General features: G+C 62.4%; 16 protein-coding genes, 1 pseudogene and 2 riboswitches. Of the genes and pseudogenes, 13 read left to right on the top strand and 4 right to left on the bottom strand.

The genetic code is table 11. The features are described 5' to 3' along the window. Positions 1 to 17: 17 nt before the first annotated feature. Positions 18 to 1547: a murein biosynthesis integral membrane protein MurJ gene (gene murJ / locus ABR948_RS16060; protein ID WP_428119560.1), complete on the top strand. Its 1530-nt coding sequence runs from the start codon at positions 18 to 20 to the stop codon at positions 1545 to 1547. 64 nt (positions 1548 to 1611) lie between these two features. After that, the gene (locus ABR948_RS16065) at positions 1612 to 3918 is read left to right on the top strand and encodes a xanthine dehydrogenase family protein molybdopterin-binding subunit (RefSeq protein ID WP_428119562.1); all 2307 of its coding nucleotides are present in this window, start codon (positions 1612 to 1614) and stop codon (positions 3916 to 3918) included. A 17-nt stretch (positions 3919 to 3935) separates the two neighbouring features. Here ABR948_RS16065 and ABR948_RS16070 read toward each other — a convergent pair whose 3' ends face one another. Continuing rightward, positions 3936 to 6128: a tetratricopeptide repeat protein gene (locus ABR948_RS16070; RefSeq protein ID WP_428119564.1), complete on the bottom strand. Its 2193-nt coding sequence runs from the start codon at positions 6126 to 6128 to the stop codon at positions 3936 to 3938. Between the two features lie 509 nt (positions 6129 to 6637). Between ABR948_RS16070 and ABR948_RS16075 the strand changes: the two genes are divergently transcribed. Beyond that, positions 6638 to 7084 carry a c-type cytochrome gene (locus ABR948_RS16075; protein WP_428119566.1) on the top strand — a complete coding sequence of 149 codons (447 nt, stop codon included), beginning with the start codon at positions 6638 to 6640 and terminating at the stop codon, positions 7082 to 7084. 85 nt (positions 7085 to 7169) lie between these two features. Here the strand turns inward: ABR948_RS16075 and ABR948_RS16080 are convergent, their stop codons facing one another. Continuing rightward, entirely contained in the window at positions 7170 to 7595 is a 426-nt protein-coding gene (locus tag ABR948_RS16080) for a CHRD domain-containing protein (RefSeq protein ID WP_428119568.1), read from the bottom strand. A gap of 210 nt (positions 7596 to 7805) precedes the next feature. Between ABR948_RS16080 and ABR948_RS16085 the strand changes: the two genes are divergently transcribed. Beyond that, the gene (locus ABR948_RS16085; RefSeq protein WP_428119604.1) at positions 7806 to 8726 is read left to right on the top strand and encodes a c-type cytochrome; all 921 of its coding nucleotides are present in this window, start codon (positions 7806 to 7808) and stop codon (positions 8724 to 8726) included. Here ABR948_RS16085 and ABR948_RS16090 read toward each other — a convergent pair. Beyond that, on the bottom strand, positions 8723 to 8968 hold the full coding sequence (locus tag ABR948_RS16090; RefSeq protein ID WP_428119570.1) for an Lrp/AsnC ligand binding domain-containing protein: 246 nt from the start codon (positions 8966 to 8968) through the stop codon (positions 8723 to 8725). The genes ABR948_RS16085 and ABR948_RS16090 overlap by 4 nt on opposite strands. A gap of 205 nt (positions 8969 to 9173) precedes the next feature. Between ABR948_RS16090 and thiD the strand changes: the two are divergent. Continuing rightward, positions 9174 to 9937: pseudogene (thiD, locus tag ABR948_RS16095) on the top strand (bifunctional hydroxymethylpyrimidine kinase/phosphomethylpyrimidine kinase). 12 nt (positions 9938 to 9949) lie between these two features. On the opposite strand, the gene ABR948_RS16100 reads toward thiD, so the two are convergent. After that, entirely contained in the window at positions 9950 to 10570 is a 621-nt protein-coding gene (locus ABR948_RS16100; protein WP_428119572.1) for a histidine phosphatase family protein, read from the bottom strand. Positions 10571 to 10656: 86 nt separating this feature from the next. Continuing rightward, a riboswitch (Fluoride riboswitch) is annotated at positions 10657 to 10719 on the top strand. Between the two features lie 101 nt (positions 10720 to 10820). On the opposite strand from ABR948_RS16100, the gene ABR948_RS16105 reads away from it, so the two are divergent. The 8 genes from ABR948_RS16105 to ABR948_RS16140 all read left to right on the top strand — a co-directional run bounded on the left by ABR948_RS16105 (position 10821) and on the right by ABR948_RS16140 (position 17288). Then, a complete protein-coding gene (locus tag ABR948_RS16105) occupies positions 10821 to 11003 on the top strand; it encodes a hypothetical protein (protein ID WP_428119574.1) in 183 nt (60 codons plus the stop codon). A 27-nt stretch (positions 11004 to 11030) separates the two neighbouring features. Then, complete coding sequence (crcB, locus tag ABR948_RS16110) at positions 11031 to 11423, top strand: fluoride efflux transporter CrcB (protein WP_428119576.1); 393 nt, start codon at positions 11031 to 11033, stop codon at positions 11421 to 11423. Positions 11424 to 11436: 13 nt separating this feature from the next. Further along, the gene (gene crcB, locus ABR948_RS16115; RefSeq protein ID WP_428119578.1) at positions 11437 to 11925 is read left to right on the top strand and encodes a fluoride efflux transporter CrcB; all 489 of its coding nucleotides are present in this window, start codon (positions 11437 to 11439) and stop codon (positions 11923 to 11925) included. Positions 11926 to 11936: 11 nt separating this feature from the next. Next, on the top strand, positions 11937 to 12284 hold the full coding sequence (locus ABR948_RS16120; protein WP_428119580.1) for a DUF190 domain-containing protein: 348 nt from the start codon (positions 11937 to 11939) through the stop codon (positions 12282 to 12284). A 188-nt stretch (positions 12285 to 12472) separates the two neighbouring features. Further along, a riboswitch (Fluoride riboswitch) is annotated at positions 12473 to 12533 on the top strand. 184 nt (positions 12534 to 12717) lie between these two features. Beyond that, on the top strand, positions 12718 to 13902 hold the full coding sequence (locus tag ABR948_RS16125) for a cation:proton antiporter (RefSeq protein WP_428119582.1): 1185 nt from the start codon (positions 12718 to 12720) through the stop codon (positions 13900 to 13902). A gap of 130 nt (positions 13903 to 14032) precedes the next feature. Further along, positions 14033 to 14422: a DUF190 domain-containing protein gene (locus tag ABR948_RS16130; protein WP_428119605.1), complete on the top strand. Its 390-nt coding sequence runs from the start codon at positions 14033 to 14035 to the stop codon at positions 14420 to 14422. A 9-nt stretch (positions 14423 to 14431) separates the two neighbouring features. Continuing rightward, complete coding sequence (gene ilvD, locus ABR948_RS16135) at positions 14432 to 16273, top strand: dihydroxy-acid dehydratase (protein WP_428119584.1); 1842 nt, start codon at positions 14432 to 14434, stop codon at positions 16271 to 16273. A 112-nt stretch (positions 16274 to 16385) separates the two neighbouring features. Continuing rightward, positions 16386 to 17288, top strand: coding sequence for a transporter (locus tag ABR948_RS16140; protein ID WP_428119586.1), 903 nt, complete (start codon positions 16386 to 16388; stop codon positions 17286 to 17288). Positions 17289 to 17318: the final 30 nt, after the last annotated feature.

Below are 17318 nucleotides of genomic sequence, written 5' to 3' on the forward strand. Positions count from 1 at the left end.
TGCGCTAGAAGCGGCGCATGCTCGGTCGTATTTTCACCGTTGGCGGCTATACGCTCCTTTCGCGGCTGACCGGCTTTGCACGCGATATCATGCTGGCGGCGATCCTCGGGGCTGGGCCGGTGGCCGACGCGTTTTTCGTGGCGCTGCGGCTGCCCAATCATTTCCGCGCGATCTTCGCCGAAGGCGCCTTCAATGCGGCGTTCGTCCCGGCCTATGCCCATGTCAACGGCGAGCGCGGTGAAACCTCGGCGAAACTGTTCGCCGGCCGCATCTTCACGCTGCTATTTGTTTCGCAACTGGTGCTGCTGGTGGTGGCCTGGCTGTTCATGCCCCAGGCCATGAGCGTCCTCGCGCCCGGCTTCACCGACGACGCCGAGCAGCGGCGGCTCGCGATCGAACTGACGCGGATCACCTTTCCCTATCTGCTGTTGATTACGCTGGTGACGCTCTATGGCGGCATGCTCAACGTGATGCACCGCTTCGCCAGTGCCGCGGCCGCGTCGATCTTTCTCAACATCTCGATGATGGCGACGCTGGCGCTGGCGGTGTTCTTTCCGACGCCCGGCCACGCCGCGGCGTGGGGCGTCTTGATTTCGGGCTTCCTGCAATATTTCCTGCTCGCCGGCGATCTCGCCACCCATGGCGGCTTGCCCCGGTTTGCGCCGCTGAAGTTAGACGAGGATGTCCGCGCCTTCTTCCGCGCGCTCGGGCCGGCGACCATCGGCTCGATGGGCACGCAGGTCGCGTTGTTCGCCGACACCATCATCGCGACCTTCCTTCCGGCCGGCGCGCTGTCGGCGCTGTATTATGCCGACCGGCTCAACCAGTTGCCGATCGGCGTGATCGGGATCGCGATCGGCACGGTGTTGCTGCCGGAAATGTCGCGGCGGCTGACATCGGAGGATCATGCCGGTGCGATGGCGTCGCAGCGGCGCGCGTTCGATTTCACGCTGCTGTTTTCGGTGCCGTTCGTGGTCGCGTTCCTGACCGTGCCTGACGTGATCATGCGGGCGATGTTCGCGCGCGGCGCGTTCTCGAAGGCCGATGCCGCCGCCGCCGGCGCCACGCTCGCGGCCTACGCGGTCGGACTGATTCCGTTCGTGCTGATCCGCAGCGCGGTCGCGACCTTTTACGCCCGCAAGGATACCGCGACGCCGGTGAAGGCGGCGCTGTCGGGGGTGGCCGTCAACGTCGCGCTGAAAATCGCGCTGGTCGGATCGCTGGCGCAGGTCGGTCTCGCCTTCGCGACCGCGGTGGGGGCCTGGATCAATCTGTTGCTGGTGCTCGGATTTGCGGTGCGAAGAGGCTTTCTCGATCTCGATCGCGCGCTGATACGCTCGCTGGCGAAGTTTATTGTGTCCGGTGCGGTGCTGGGCGCAGCATTGTGGCTGGCGGCACGATTCGCGGGTTCGCACCTTGCCACGCTGAGCCGATGGCCCGACGAGGTTGCGTTTTTATGGCTGATCGTGGTCGGTACGCTGGTCTATGCCAGTTCGATCCTGTTGCTGTTCGGCAAGGGCTGGCTGAGGTCGCTGGTGCGCAGCTAAAGCCGTTTGCGCCGCCGCGCGATCCGCTGCAATATGCGCCAATCTGGTTGCAATTGGAGATACGATGGCTCCCATCAAATTCGGCGTCGGTCAAAGCGTGCTCCGCAAGGAGGACGATGCGCTGATTCGCGGCAAGGGCCGTTATACCGACGACCACACGCCATCGCCGACACTGCACGCGCTGGTGCTGCGTTCGCCGCATGCGCATGCCGGGTTCACCATCGATGTTGTCAGCGCCCGCGGCCTGCCGGGCATAGCGATGATCCTTACGGCGGAGGATGTCAGGGATCTCGGCGACCTGCCGTGCCTGTTCAATCTGGAAGTCGATCCGTTCACGGGCCCGCCCTATCCGATCCTGGCCCGTGATGAGGTGCGCCATGTCGGCGATGCCGTTGCGTTCGTGGTCGCGGAAACGCTCGATCAGGCCCGCGATGCGCTCGAGGCAATTGAAGTCAACTGGACGACGTTACCGGCTGTGGTCGGTGTCGCCAACGCCGTGAAGAAGGGCGCGCCGCAGGTCTGGCCCGGGCATCCCGGCAACGTGCTGTTCGACGTTTCGCTCGGCGACAAGAAGGCGACCGAGGCGGCGTTCGCGACCGCGCAGGCGGTGGCTGAAATCTCGATCGTCAATCCGCGCATCGTCACCAATTTCATGGAAACCCGCGCGGTGGTTTGCGAATACGATGCCAATCGCGATCATCTGACGCTGACGATCGGCAGCCAGGGTAGCCACCGCCTGCGCGAGATTATCGGCGGCATGGTGCTGAAGCTGCCGCTGGAAAAGGTGCGGGTGATCTGTCCGGATGTCGGCGGCGGATTCGGCACCAAGCTGTTTCCCTATCGCGAATATGCATTGGCCGCATTCGCCGCGCGCAAATTACGCAAGACCGTGAAGTGGACAGCCGACCGCGCCGATCACTTCATGGGCGACGCGCAAGGGCGCGACAACGTCACCACGGCGCGGATGGCGTTGGCGCAGGATGGCAAGTTCCTGGCGATGGACGTCGATCTGATGGGCGACATGGGCGCGTACCTATCGACCTTCGGCCCTTACATCCCGCATGGCGGCGCCGGCATGCTGCCCGGGCTCTACGATATCCAGGTGTTTCATTGTCGCGTCCGCACCGTCTTCACCAACACCGTGCCGGTCGATGCTTACCGCGGTGCCGGCCGCCCCGAGGCTGCCTATGTGGTCGAGCGGCTGGTCGATGCGGCCGCGCGTAAACTGGGCATGACCCCGGATGCGATCCGGCGCAAGAATTTCATCCCGCCGCGCGCGTTGCCCTACAAGACCGCGACCGGCAAGGTCTACGATTCCGGCGACTTTGCCGCCCATCTGAAGCGGGCGATGGACATCGCCGACTGGAAGGAATTTCCAAAGCGCGCCAAGGCCGCGAAGAAAGCGGGTCTGGTGCGCGGTATCGGGCTCGCCAGCTATGTCGAGGTGTGCGGCACGATGGGGGAGGAGACTGCCGAGGTGCGGCTCGATCCCACTGGCGATGTGTCGATCCTGATCGGCACCCAGTCGAGCGGGCAGGGCCACCAGACCGCTTACGCGCAACTGGTCGCCGAACAGTTCGGACTGGCGCCCGAGCGGGTTCACATCTTCCAGGGAGATACCGATCAGATCGCCACCGGGCTTGGCACCGGCGGCTCGGCGTCGATCCCGACCGGCGGCGTCAGCGTCGAGCGTGCGACCCGCAAGCTTGGTGCGAATTTGCGCGAGATCGCCGCCGAAGCGCTGGAGACCAGCGCCGGCGATCTCGAAATCAGCGACGGCACGGTCCGGATCGCCGGTACCGATCGCTCGGTCAGCTTTGCCGATCTGGCCCGGCACCCGGGCGTCGATCCGGCCAAGCTGAACGCGAGCGCCGCCTTTACCAGCGCCGACGGCACATTTCCCAACGGGACCCATCTGGCCGAGGTCGAAATCGATCCCGCCACCGGCATTATCAAGATCGTCAATTATGTCATCGTCGACGATTTCGGGGTGACGCTGAACCCGTTACTGCTCGCCGGCCAGGTGCATGGCGGCGCGATGCAGGGCATCGGCCAGGCCTTGATGGAGCAGGCGGTCTACAATCCCGGGGATGGCCAGCTCGTCACGGGAACGTTCATGGACTATGCGCTGCCGCGCGCCGCCGACGGTCCGTCGTTTGTGTTCGAGACCCACAACATCCCGTGCAAGACCAATCCGCTCGGGGTCAAGGGGGCCGGCGAGGCCGGCGCGATCGGATCCTGTCCGGCGGTCGTCAACGCGATCATCGACGGGCTGTGGCGCGAATACAAGATCGATCATATCGATATGCCCGCAACCCCGGAGCGGGTCTGGATCGCGATCCGCGAGCATCAGCGCCGGCATAGTCTGTGATGTCGATGCGCGGCGGACTACTTGCCTGACCGTCGTGCAATCATGGCTTGCGTATCGCGCTCGGCAGCACCGATAGCCTCAACCTTATTGGCGGGCCATGCCGACGACGTAACGGTCAGGCAGGCATCCCAGGCCTTGACGGCCTCTTTCAGCCGCGCGGTGCCGTTCTCTCGCTCGCCCAGTTTGCGCAGCGCGTGGCCGAGATTGTTCTGTGTCTCGGCCCAGTCGAGCGGTACCCGCTCGCGCGTCCTCTCCTCCAGTGCCGCGTGAAGGGCTGCGACCGCCTGCTCGAGCCGCGCGGTTCCACTCTCCAGCCCCCCCAGTTTTTGCAGCGCGTTGCCGAGATCGTTCTGTGTCGTGGCCCAATCGAGCGGTACCTGTTCGCGCTTCCTTTCCTCCAACGCCGTGCGAAGAACTGCAACCGCCTGCTCGAGCCGCGCTGTCCCGCGCTCCCGCTCTCCGAGCGCCTGCAGCGCTCTGCCGAGGTTGTTCTCTGTCTCGGCCCATTTAAACGGCATCCGTTCGCGTGTCCTCTCCTCCAGGGCGGCGCTGTCGACCGCAACCGCTTCCTCCAGTCGCGCTGTCCCACTTTCCTGCTCGCCAAGCATCCGCAGCGCTTCGCCGAGATTGTTCTGTATGATTGCCCAGTTAAAGGGCACGCGCTCGCGCGTACTCTCCTCCAACGCCGCGCGATAGGCCGTGACCGCTTGCTCGAGCCGCGCTGTCCCGCTGTCCCGCTCCCCAAGCGCCTTCAGTGCGTTGCCAAGATTGTTCTGTGCCGTAGCCCACTCGATCGGCACCCGTTGGCGCGTACTCTCCTCCAACGCCGCGCGATAGGCCGCGACTGCTTGCTCGAGCCGTGCTGTCCCGCGCTCTCGCTCTCCGAGCGCCTTCAGGGCGATGCCAAGATTGTTCTGTATTCTCGCCCAGTCGAGCGGCACCTGCTCACGCGGACTTTCTTGCAGGGCCGCGCGATAGGCCGCGACTGCTTGCTCGAGCCGCGCTGTCCCGCTGTCCCGCTCTCCGAGCTTCAGCAGTGCGTTGCCAAGATTGTTCTGTGTCAAAGCCCAGTCGATCGGCACCCGTTCGCGCGTCCTTTCCAGCAGGGCAGTGCGATAGGCCGTGACCGCTTCCTCAAGCCGTGCTGTCCCGCTGTCCCGCTCCCCTAGTCTTTGCAGCGTGACGCCTAGATTGGTCTGCGTTCTCGCCCACTCGAGCGGCACCCGCTCGCGTGTAAATTCTTGCAGCGCTGAGCGATAGGCCACGACCGCTTCTTCCAGCCGCGCGGTCCCACTCTCGCGCTCCCCTAGTATTTCAAGCGTGATGCCAAGATTGTTCTGCACTCTCGCCCAGCTGAGCGGCTCCCGCTCGCGTGGATAAGTCACGAGTCTCTGCCGGTAAATCTCAATCGCGTCACGTAGCGCTGCGTTGTCACCTCGCTCGTCACCTTGCGCATTCAGGGCGTTGGCCTGGCGCTCCATATAGTCTGCATGCACGGCTTCGTGTCCGGGCGGAACATATTCGACCGCCTGTCTGAACAACGAGGCGGCTTGCGAATAATGCCGCTCGGTCAGTGCGACCTCCGCTTCGGCGGCCGTTGAATCCGCCGCCCCGAGCATCTCCGCGTCTTCAGCGGTTTGCGCCTGGTCGCGCAGCCGGCGCGCCTCCTCGGCGGCAGCGATCTGCGTCTGGGTCGCCTGACGCAACAGCTCGTGCGCAAGTTCAAAATGCCCGTTTTCAATCTCGGGTCTTGCCTGTTTGACCAGATTCATCGCGGTTGAATTTGCCGGATTCAGCGCGGCTGCCACCGCCTGCAGCTTCTTGTAGTCGTTGGCGACCCTGGTCAGCGTTTCGGCGAGCTTTTCATCGGGAATGTTGGCGTCTTCCCCGACGATCCTGAGCAATGTTTTGGTGGCCCCTGCGGTCACGCCGAGTGTCTTGCTGATGTCGACGATACGGTCGAGCAGTGGTCCGGTCGCGCCCGCTGCCCCGCCCTTTGCCGCGGCCTCGATCGCCTCCTTGAACTGTTCCGGCGTCAGCCCGAAGAAATTGCAGGTCAGGTTATTGTTGCTGGCGTCGCGCCCACCGGCGACGCTGCACGCGCCGGCGCTGACGGGGTTATCAGCCGCGAAAGCCTGGCCTGTCGACGAGACCGAAATGAGCAGCGCAGCACCCGCGAGGGCTATTGCGGTTTTGTTGTATCCGCGCATGACACTGATTGGCTCCCCGGCCCGGATCCAGGTGGTGCACTTCCGTTGTAATTGACAGTGTTGCCCGAGGCGTCGCGCCCCGCCGCTACGCTGCCCTGCTGGGCGCATACGATCTTTGCGGCAGCTTGCGAGGGGTCATGGGCCGGCCAGATATAGGTCAATACGGCCCAGATGCCTCCGGCGGCAACGACCAGGCCACCGCCGAGCCATGAAAGGGTTTTCTGGTTTTCCGATTTCGCAAGGAACGACCACAAAGAGCGCATGTCACTGACCCGATTACCGCCAGTTACTGTAACCTCTTATACTCTCACAATACAGGATAAAGCGACAAAATGCACGCTCTGCGTGCGGTCTGTTTGGCCGGGTTCGGCGCAGAGCTCGCGATGCCGGTACGGAATGAAGCCCCATGCACGGGGTTGGAACGATAGCCGCTTCTGTTTGGCGACGGGTTAAGCTAAATGGGTAACGCGTTCACTGTGCGTCTGGAAAAAATCAGAGGGGTCAAACTGATGAAGCGAATTGTCGTGGTTGTTGCAACGTTGTTGCTCGGTGTCGGCGCTGTCATGGCGCAACAGGATGCGCTCAAGAATGCGCAGACCTACATGAAGGGCAACGGAAAGAACGCCGGCGCGCTGGCGGCGATGGTCAAGGGCGAAAAGCCATACGACCAGGCTACGGTCGATACCGCGTTCGCCCAGTTCGAGGACACCATCAAGAATCTGCCGACGCTGTTTCCCGAGAGCATCAAGGGGCTCACGTTGGAGGGCGATTACAACACCTCTTCGAAGATATGGGAAGACAAGGCTGGTTTCAGCGAGCACATCGCAAGCTTCGGCAAGGTCGTCGCGGACGCCAAGGGCAAGATCACGGATCTGGACACGCTGAAGGCAACCTTGCCGGTCATCGGCAAGCAATGCGGTGGTTGTCACGAAACCTACCGCGTCAAGAAGGGCTGATTTCAGGCCGGTCCGAGCTAAGAATAAAGCAAAGAAAAAGGGGCGGGCGCCCGCAGCGCTCGCCCCTCTGTCGTTACAGCGAGAGCTACTTCGTCACCTGTCCGCGGATTTCGCCGCCCGGATTGGCCGCGGTGTGGACGTTGACATAGTACTTGCCGGCCAAGAGGTCGGCCGCCTGGGCGTCGGTCAGCGTGGCGCTGCCTTCGGCGGGGCTTGAGGTGGCGCCGGGGATCGCAACCGCGACACCGCCATTCTTGCCGGCTTCAGCGGGCCCATGGAAATGCGCCGCGGTGGCCGGGCCGGAAAGCCCCGAATAGGTCAGCTTCCAGGTGAGTTTCTTGGTGGCGGCATCGTAGTCGATGTCGGCGGTGCCCTTGCCGGCGCTGGTATTGGCAGGCACTTCGGAAGCGCCGTCGAGGGTGGCCTTCAACTTCTCGGCGAAGGCGGGTCCGGCGAAGGCGATGGTGGTCCCAAGCGCCAGCGTAGCCAACATGATCCTGGTATTCGACATGGTTCTCTCCCTGTGTGCGTTGGTTGATGGTGCCAATTTCAAAACAGCGGGTTTTCGATCTTATTCCCGCCGAATGTCTTGGGTGCGAGAAATATTCAAACAATTGATGGCTCGCCCTGCGGCCATACCGGCCGTAAGGTACGGCGGATAATGACGGATCGATGAATGTTGCGACCAATTTGCCAACGAGATTTGCGACACGTTTTCCAACTGACTTTCCTGGGATTGATTGTTGCCGCGGCCATCGGCCTTGCCGTGTTCTGGTGGCTCACCATACCGGCGGTGGTCTCCTCGACTATGCTGCCGCCCTATACGCCCGATCTCGCCAACGGTCTCACAACGTTCAATGCCGGGGGATGTTCCTCGTGCCATGCGGTGCCCGGTCAGCCCGACCGGCTTAAACTGGGCGGCGGGCTCGCCGTTCCGTCGCCGTTCGGGACGTTCTATGTCCCCAACATCTCGCCCGATATGTCAGACGGCATCGGGCGCTGGACCGAGGCGGATTTCCTCACCGCAGTGCGGAAGGGCACGTCGCCCGCCGGCACGCATTATTTTCCGGCGTTTCCCTATCCATCCTATCAGCATGCCAAGCTTGAGGACATTCGCGACCTGTTCGCCTATTTGAAGACGCTGGCGCCGGTGTCCGGCAAGGTGCGCGATCATGACGTGCCGTTTCCGTTCGACATCCGGCGCAATGTCGGGATCTGGAAATGGCTGTTTCTGGACGGCAAGCCTTTCATGGCGGACGCGGCACATTCCGCCCAGTGGAATCGCGGTGCGTATCTGGTCAACAGCCTCGGCCATTGCGCCGAATGTCACAGTCCGCGAAACTTCCTGGGCGGCATCATCGCCGCGCAGCGCTTCGCCGGCGGACCGAATCCGGAAGGCGAGGGATGGGTGCCGAACATCACGCAAAAGGGATTGGAGGAATGGAGCGTCAAGGACATCGCCTATTTCCTCGAGACCGGGCAAACCCCCGATGGCGACTCGGCCGGCGGCGCGATGGTGCGCGTGATCAGGAACACCTCGCAACTAAGCCCTGGGGATCGCGACGCGATCGCGGATTACATCAAGTCGCTGCCGCCGGTGGACGGCCCGCCACGGCCGAAGAAAGTGGCGAAGGACAGCTAGCCGGGGCCGAACGCCTTGAAGGTGATGATGGTGTGGGTGTCCTGGATGCCGGGAATGACCTGGACCTTCTCGTTGACGAAGTGGCCGATGTCGGTGCCGTTATCGACGTAGAACTTCACCAGCAGATCGTAGTGGCCCGCGGTCGAATAGATCTCCGAGGCAATCTCGGCCTCGGCGAGCGCGTTGGCGACGGCGTAGGATTGGCCGAGCTTGCATTTGATCTGGATGAAGAAGGGAACCATCGCTGTTGTCTCCGGAAGGCATCGCGCTGCATCAATATAGCGTTTTCAGGCCAAGTGAATACCGGTTCGTGCGCAGAAAACCCATCCTATATCAGGCGAGCCAGAACCGGGCGCCCGGGCGGGCGAACTTGCCGCCAATAACGCGCCGCGCTAGGGATAAAGACATGACCTTCACGCGACCGCTGAACTTGTTGCGGGCGATGCGGTGACGATCCCCATCGCGCTCACCATTGCCGGCTCGGATTCGTCTGGTGGCGCCGGCATCCAGGCCGACCTCAAGACGTTTGCCGCGCTCGGGGTCTACGGCGCCTCCGTCATCACGGCCCTGACCGCCCAGAACACCACGGGCGTGAGCGGCATTCATGCCGTGCCTGCCGAATCGACGTCAAGGCCGTCAAGATCGGGATGGTGGCACAGCGCGCGACCATCGATGCCATCGCCGCCGGCCTGATGCGATGGTCACCGCACCATGTCGTGCTCGATCCGGTGCTGGTGGCGACGTCAGGGGATCGGCTGCTGGCTGACGACGCCGTCGAGCGCTTGCGCACCGGCCTCATTCCGCGCGCGTCACTCCTCACGCCGAATCTGCCGGAAGCCGCCGCGCTGCTCGGCGAGGGCGTCGCATCGGATGAAGCCGCCATCGTGAGCCAGGGCCGGCGGCTGCTGCAATTGGGCTGTGCGGCGGTGTTGATCAAGGGCGGCCACGCGCAGGGCAGCGAAAGCATCGACTATCTCGTGCACGCCAGCGGCATGCTCGCGCTGCCGGCGCCGCGCATCGCCACCGAAAATACCCATGGCACCGGATGCTCATTGTCGTCCGCCATCGCCGCCGGCCTTGCCAAAGGCAAGGATCTGGAAACCGCCATTCGCGATGCCAAGGCCTGGGTCAGCGCCGCGATTGCGGCGGCCGATCGCCTCGGCGTCGGCCACGGCCACGGGCCGGTCCATCATTTTCACCGGTTCTACTAGGTCGCCGACGGGCTAGTCGATCCCGCTGTCGAGATGCGCGGTGTCGTTCATCCGGCGCAGTTGAAACGAACTGCCGGTGATTTCGATTTCATTCAGGCAGCATGGGCTTTGAACGATCCGCCAATAGGCTGACAGCGGCATGTCCAGAATCTGGGTCAGCATAACCCTGTTGACGCTGTCATGGCCCACCAGAACCAGCGTGTCCGCTGCGTTCCGGGAGCGCACGAACCGAAGCACGCTGGCGGTGCGGGCCGCAACATCCTGAAGCGACTCTCCGCCAGGAAATTCGACCAAATGGGGGGTCGCAAGCCAGGCGGCGAATGAATCGGGATTTTCGGCGCGCGCATCGTCAAATGTCAGCGACTGCCATCGGCCATAGTCGAGATCGTTGAGCCCGGTCAATGGCTCGGACGGAACACCGCAAACCCTGGCGACCGCCGCGCCCGTTGCAATGCATCTCTGGAGCGGGGAAGTGTGGATCGAACCCGGAGTCCATTGCGACGCGATCCGATGCGCCAGCAACTCGGCTTGCCGCTGTCCGGTTTCCGTCAAGGCGAGGTCGGCGCGGCCCCTGAAGCGCGGCGGTTTGATGCCGTCCACATGACCGTGGCGAACCAATAGAAGGATGGTCATTCGGCAGAACTCGCGCATTCCCCGTCAGCTGGCAGGCCGGTGTGTGGGTGGATATTGATCCCTGGCCAGACATCGTCTAGTATTTTCTTGTCCAAGGGGAAGGGGTTCCCCAAAACCGCCTGACAAGGGCTGATGACTCCTGCCGCGTCGAGAATGCGGGGGTTAAGCCATGGCGATGTGCCGCTCAGGCCTCCTTCCCCATCTCAACGCGAAGTCAGGTATAGGTAGCTGCGGCGTGCGCAAACCATGGATGGTGCGCGCTGCCGGCCAGGTTTGTTTGTTGTTGTTGAGGACAATTGGCGGGGCGAATGCAAATCTTGGCGGAGCGAATGCTGACGACGAAAATGCGGGCGGCAATGCGAGCAAGGCGCGTCCAATCCAGGCGCCGGAAAACAACGATGGAAAGCGTTCCGGCTTAAGGTTTGAGCCGTGAGGAAATTGTAGCCAGTCGAGGCATGCGGTGGATACTATCAACGGAGCCATGTGGGTTGCGCTTGGCAGCGTGCTCGGCGGGACAGCGAGATTCTGGCTGTCCGGCTTTGTGGCGCGACGCGTCGGCGAGACGTTTCCGTGGGGAACGATCGTCGTCAATGTGAGCGGCGCCTTTCTGCTCGGCATTCTCGCCGCATCGGCTGCCACCGGTGGGATTTTCGCGGGCGTGAAACCGTGGCAATTCGCGGCGATCGGTATCCTTGGAACCTACACCACCGTATCGTCCTTTAGCCTTCAAACCCTGGCGCTCGCCCGCGACGGCGAAATGATGCGCGCCGCGGGGAATATGGTGATCTCGCTTGCTCTTTGCCTCTTGGCCGTCGCCGGCGGCTTTGCGGCCGGCCTCTACGGTTTCGGGTAAGAGGCCTTCGGCGATGCAGGACAAGATTTCATCGGGATTGCCGGCAAGCGACCAGACCGGGAAGCAACCGCACCCACGGCGCCCCGCCTGGTGGGAAGCGATCTGGGAGGAGACCGGTTCCTATATTTCCGTCGCGCTCGGCAGCATCGTCGGCGCCGTGGCGCGTTTTCTGGTGTCCGTTCTGTTCGTGCAACAATTTGGCGACGGTTTTCCCTGGGCCACCTTGTTCGTCAACGTGACCGGCTCATTCGTGATCGGGTTTTATGCCGCGCTGACCGGCCCCGACGGCAGGTTGTTCGTGAGTGTGCGGCAGAGACTGTTCGTCATGGTCGGCATCTGTGGAGGCTATACGACGTTTTCCGCATTCAGTCTCGAAACGCTGCGGTTTGTGCAGTCGGGCAACGCGCATACCGCATTGGTCTATTTGTTGGTCTCGGCCGTCACCTGGATCGCCAGCGTATGGCTCGGTCATGCGCTGGCGGCACGCCTCAATCGTTTGTAAGGGATTCGAAAATGCAACTACCGAAACAAGCACTGCTGCTGCGGATTTTCACTGGTGAAAATGATAAATTCGAAGGTCGTCCGCTTTACGAGGCCATCGTCTTGAAGGCCCGCGAAATGCAGCTCGCCGGCGCTACCGTGTTGCGCGGCCCGATGGGCTTCGGCAAATCGAGCCTTGTCCACACCGACAAGATTCTGCGACTTTCAATGGATCTGCCCCTGATCATTGAAATCGTGGATTCTGAAGAGAAGATCAATGCGTTTCTGCCCGTGCTTGACGGCATGATGGATAGCGGCCTCGTCACGCTGGAGAAGCTCCAGGTGCTGCAGTACGGCAATGACAAGGCCACCGACGTCTAGAGCATGATCCGGAAAAGTGGAAACCGGTTTTCCGAAAAGATCATGCTCAAACAATAAGATGGACGACGAGCATGATTCAACCCGGTTGAATCATGCTCTAGCCGCGAGGTCGCGGAAATACGCGGATCGTCTTTTGATCGGAACCAGTTCGTTCTTGTCTTCGTTGATTTCCCGGCTAAGATCGACGCATCCACAATGGGGATGGGGTCCCCCAAAACCGCCGAGAAGGCTGATGACTCCTGCCGCGCCACAGCGAGCAGGAGTGTGTCTTGAATCTGCAAAAGCCGGCGGTTTCATCCGAGCTTCCTGACCATATTATGGTTCGGCGACTTTGCCGTTCGCCAAGGTCGCGGCGGGACGCGACCACGCGGTGGTTGCCGCTGTTTCGGCGCGGACCGAACCGAGCCCCCATACCGACGCGGGGGCGCGCATCATGACAGGTGTATGGGGACTGGCTGCGCTGTGGCTTGGCCTCGCGCTCATCGCGAGTTTGCTCTCGATCTGGTTTCGCATCTCGACCGCGCTGTCGGAAATCGTGGTTGGAACGATCGCGCAATTGATCATCGGGGCCGCTATTGGTTCGGCGGTGCTGGGCACCGATGAATCCTGGGTGAAGTTTCTATCCGGCCTTGGCGCGATCGTACTGACTTTTCTGGCGGGAGCGGAACTTGATCCGCAGGTGTTCAGGCTCAAATGGAAGGAGGCCGCGTCGGTCGGGCTCGTGAGCTTCCTGTTTCCCTTTCTGGGGTGCGCGGCCGCCGCCTACTACCTGCTTGGCTGGGAGCCGATGCCGAGCTGGCTTGCGGGCGTTGCGATGTCCACCACGTCGGTTGCCGTGGTCTATGCCGTGATGCTGGAGTTCGGATTTAATACCACGGAGTACGGCAAGACCATCCTGGCCGCCTGTTTCGTGACCGATCTCGGGACGGTGGTCGCGCTCGGACTTATCTTCGCGCCGTTTACGATCAAGACACTGGTTTTCCTTGGCACCGGGGTCGTCGTCTTCATTGTGCTTCCCTGGGTCACCCCGCGGTTTTTCCGCATCTACGGAAATCGCCCTTCCGAGCTGGAAGCGAAATTCCTGCTGCTTTGCCTGCTGGGAATGGGGGCGCTGGCGAGCTGGGCCGACAGCGAGGCGGTGCTTCCGGCCTACCTGATCGGAATGGTGCTTGCCGGCACGGTCGGCAAGGATCACGCATTGATCCGGCGGTTGCGCACGCTGACATTCGGGCTGCTGACGCCGTTTTATTTTATTCGCGCCGGCTCCTATGTCTCGATACCGGATCTCATCGCCGCGCCGATCGCATTCGTCCTCTTTCTCCTGGTCAAGGTCGGGACCAAGATCGCCGGCGTATACCCCGTCACCACATTATTCGGTTCGCCCAACAAGGAGGCGATGTACACAACGCTCTTGATGTCGACCGGTCTCACCTTCGGGACGATCTCGGCGCTGTTCGGACTTTCGCACGGGATCATCAGCCAGGCGCAATATTCGGCGCTGGTCGCCACGGTGATTGCAAGTGCGGTGATCCCGACGGTGATTGCCAATGCCTTTTACCTGCCACGTCATCTGTTGCCGAAACGAGAGGTGCCGGCACCGGATCGAGAAGCCGCATGAGCGGGGTCATTCAGTTGGCTTCCTGCCCTGTTCTGGTTGTAAAATAGCGAAGAGAGGGCGCGTTCGCGAGGTCGCGGATGGGCTGGATTTAACCGGCAAAACGCCGTGCCTTAAAAAAATGGGGGAGGACATGCAAATTCCGCGGGAAGCCGTGTTGCTTCGTATTTTTTTCGGGGAGAACGACAAGTTTCATCGTCTTCCTCTTCATGAGGCGATTGTGCTGAAGGCGCGGGAGATGCACCTCGGCGGTGCAACCGTGTTGCGCGGCCACATCGGATTCGGCCATTCGAGCCGCATTCATAGCAGCAAGATTTTGCGCCTCTCGCAGGATCTGCCGGTCGTGGTCGAGATCGTCGACTCGCAGGAAAAGATCGACGCTTTCCTCCCGGTGCTTGACGGCATGATGTCGAGTGGGCTTATCACCATGGAGCGAGCGGAAGTTATTCAATATGGAACCGAGGAAACCCGTCCGTTCAAGATCATCGAGCCAAAGCCGGGCTCCCATCATCTGAAAGCCTAGAGGAAATCCATGCCAGCCTACCGTTCCCGCACCACGACTCACGGCCGCAATATGGCGGGCGCCCGCGGCCTCTGGCGCGCCACGGGCATGAAAAACGAGGACTTCGGCAAGCCGATCATTGCCGTGGTCAACTCGTTCACCCAGTTCGTGCCCGGCCATGTCCACCTCAAGGACCTCGGCCAGCTGGTCGCGCGTGAAATCGAGAAGGCCGGCGGCGTCGCCAAGGAATTCAATACCATCGCGGTCGATGACGGCATCGCCATGGGGCACGACGGCATGCTCTACAGCCTGCCGTCCCGCGAAATCATCGCCGACAGCGTCGAGTACATGGTCAACGCGCATTGCGCTGATGCCATGGTGTGCATCTCCAATTGCGACAAGATCACGCCGGGCATGCTGATGGCCGCATTGCGGATCAACATCCCGACCGTGTTTGTCTCCGGCGGGCCGATGGAATCCGGCAAGGTCAGCATCAAGGGCAAAATGAGATCGCTCGATCTGGTCGATGCGATGGTCGCGGCTGCCGACGATTCCGTCAGCGACGCCGAGGTCGAGACCATCGAACGGTCCGCCTGTCCGACCTGCGGGTCGTGTTCGGGCATGTTCACGGCCAACTCGATGAATTGCCTGACCGAGGCGCTCGGCCTGGCGCTGCCCGGCAACGGCTCCGTGCTGGCGACCCATGCCGATCGCAAGGGCCTGTTCGTCGAGGCCGGCCATCTGATCGTCGATCTGGCACGCCGCTACTATGAACAGGACGACGAGACCGCGCTGCCGCGGACGATCGCCGGCTTCAAGGCGTTCGAAAATGCCATGACGCTGGATATCGCCATGGGCGGATCGACCAACACCGTGCTGCATCTGCTGGCGGCGGCCTATGAAGGCGAGATCCCCTTCACGATGGCGGACATCGACCGGCTGTCCCGCCGCGTGCCGGTGCTGTGCAAGGTGGCTCCTTCCGTGCCGGACGTGCATCTGGAAGACGTCCACCGCGCCGGGGGCGTGATGGCCATTCTCGGCGAACTCGACCGTGCCGGCCTGATCCATCGCGAACTGCCGATGGTGCACAGCACGTCGCTGGAGGACGCGCTGAACCGCTGGGATATCAGGCGCAGCAAGAGCGAGAGTGTGCGCACGTTCTACAAGGCGGCGCCGGGCAATGTGCCGACCCAGATCGCGTTCAGCCAAGAGCGCCGTTTCGACGAGGTCGATACCGACCGCACCGCCGGCTGCATTCGCGATGCCGAGCATGCCTTCTCAAAGGATGGCGGGCTCGCCGTGCTGTCCGGCAATCTCGCCGTCGATGGCTGCATCGTGAAGACGGCGGGCGTCGATGCCAGCATTCTCAGGTTCGAGGGGCCGGCGCGGATCTTCGAGAGCCAGGATGCCGCGGTCGAGGGCATTCTCGGTGGCAGGATCAAGGCCGGCGACGTCGTCGTGATCCGCTATGAGGGCCCGCGCGGCGGACCCGGCATGCAGGAAATGCTCTATCCGACCAGCTACATCAAATCGAAGGGGCTCGGAAAGACCTGCGCCCTGATCACCGACGGCCGATTCTCCGGCGGAACGTCGGGGCTGTCGATCGGGCATATTTCACCGGAAGCGGCGGAAGGCGGCCTGATCGGGCTGGTGGAGGACGGCGACCGCATCGCGATCGACATTCCCGCGCGCGCCATCAGCCTGCTGGTGGATGAAACCGTGCTGGCCCGGCGCCGCGAGGCCATGCTGGCGCGCAAGGCCGAGGCCTGGAAGCCGGCGAAACGAAGCCGCAAGGTGTCGATGGCGCTGAAGGCCTATGCGGCGCTGACCACCAGCGCCGCGCGCGGCGCGGTGCGTGTGGTCAGGGAATAAGGGGAATTGATCGACGACAGATCGCGCAGCGAATAGAACCACACGCGCGTCTGGGCCAGGGCTCGCGCCTTGGTGCTATCGCGGCGTAGCGGCTCGATAGGGAGCGTCGCGCATGGGCGCGAGAAGTTCCGCGGCAGGGGAGGGACGCAGCACCGTCGTCATGATGGCGCGCGTGCTGATAGGCGCTGGCCTTCTCGCCGTCGGGACGCTGTGGCCCACCGTTGCAGCCTCGCAGGAAGCGTCCTCCCAGGATCAAAATGCCAATACCGGCAATGATCTGTTCCGGCCGCCGCCGAACCTGTTCCAGATGATGACCCAATATAAAACCGCGCTGGGCAGTGGCAGCATGCCGGGTTCGACGCGCGAGGTCACGACCGATACGCTCAATCTGCGGTTCGATCACTCGCTGGATTTGGCGTCGCAATGGGTGCTGGCGCTGCGCACCGATCTGCCCTTGCTCGCCAAAAATCCGATGACGTCCGATAATCCCAACGGGGATTACGTTCAGGGCGTGGGTGATGCTGACGTGCAGGCGCTCCTGCTCCATAATCTGGACCAGCGCTGGACGATCGGCTTTGGCGCGCGCCTCATCGCTCCGACCGGCGACGATATACTCGGCTCGGGAAAATGGCAGATCATGCCCGGCGCCGGCGTGCGCTACGCGTTGCCGGAAATCAACTCTTCGAGTTATCTCGAGCCGGTGGTTCGATACGACGTCAGTTTCGCCGGCGATTCGACCAGGAAAAATATCAGCAATTTGCAATTCGCGCCGACCTTCAACCTCGGCCTTCCCGACCGCTGGTTCATTACCTTCTATCCGAGCCCGGATATCAGGATCAATTACGGCGACCCGATCACCGGTCAGACCGGCCGGCTGTTCCTGCCATTCGACGTCAGGATCGGACGAAAATTGTCCGACAATGCCGCGCTCTCGCTCGAGGTCGGCGTGCCCATCATCAAGGATTACCCGGTGTACGATTTCAAGACGGAAGTCAGGCTTAACGTCACGTACTGACGCTCCGCGACGCGCGCTTGCGTACTGTTG

This window comes from Bradyrhizobium sp. (genome assembly GCF_050014615.1).
Lineage (GTDB): Bacteria > Pseudomonadota > Alphaproteobacteria > Rhizobiales > Xanthobacteraceae > Bradyrhizobium.

Coding starts and splice junctions, on each gene's coding strand:
- murJ (WP_428119560.1), top strand. CDS start 18: ATGCTCGGTCGTATTTTCACCGTTGGCGGCTATACGCTCCTTTCGCGG.
- ABR948_RS16065 (WP_428119562.1), top strand. CDS start 1,612: ATGGCTCCCATCAAATTCGGCGTCGGTCAAAGCGTGCTCCGCAAGGAG.
- ABR948_RS16070 (WP_428119564.1), bottom strand. CDS start 6,128: ATGCGCGGATACAACAAAACCGCAATAGCCCTCGCGGGTGCTGCGCTG.
- ABR948_RS16075 (WP_428119566.1), top strand. CDS start 6,638: ATGAAGCGAATTGTCGTGGTTGTTGCAACGTTGTTGCTCGGTGTCGGC.
- ABR948_RS16080 (WP_428119568.1), bottom strand. CDS start 7,595: ATGTCGAATACCAGGATCATGTTGGCTACGCTGGCGCTTGGGACCACC.
- ABR948_RS16090 (WP_428119570.1), bottom strand. CDS start 8,968: ATGGTTCCCTTCTTCATCCAGATCAAATGCAAGCTCGGCCAATCCTAC.
- ABR948_RS16100 (WP_428119572.1), bottom strand. CDS start 10,570: ATGACCATCCTTCTATTGGTTCGCCACGGTCATGTGGACGGCATCAAA.
- ABR948_RS16105 (WP_428119574.1), top strand. CDS start 10,821: ATGGTGCGCGCTGCCGGCCAGGTTTGTTTGTTGTTGTTGAGGACAATT.
- crcB (WP_428119578.1), top strand. CDS start 11,437: ATGCAGGACAAGATTTCATCGGGATTGCCGGCAAGCGACCAGACCGGG.
- ABR948_RS16120 (WP_428119580.1), top strand. CDS start 11,937: ATGCAACTACCGAAACAAGCACTGCTGCTGCGGATTTTCACTGGTGAA.
- ABR948_RS16125 (WP_428119582.1), top strand. CDS start 12,718: ATGACAGGTGTATGGGGACTGGCTGCGCTGTGGCTTGGCCTCGCGCTC.
- ABR948_RS16130 (WP_428119605.1), top strand. CDS start 14,033: ATGCAAATTCCGCGGGAAGCCGTGTTGCTTCGTATTTTTTTCGGGGAG.
- ilvD (WP_428119584.1), top strand. CDS start 14,432: ATGCCAGCCTACCGTTCCCGCACCACGACTCACGGCCGCAATATGGCG.
- ABR948_RS16140 (WP_428119586.1), top strand. CDS start 16,386: ATGGGCGCGAGAAGTTCCGCGGCAGGGGAGGGACGCAGCACCGTCGTC.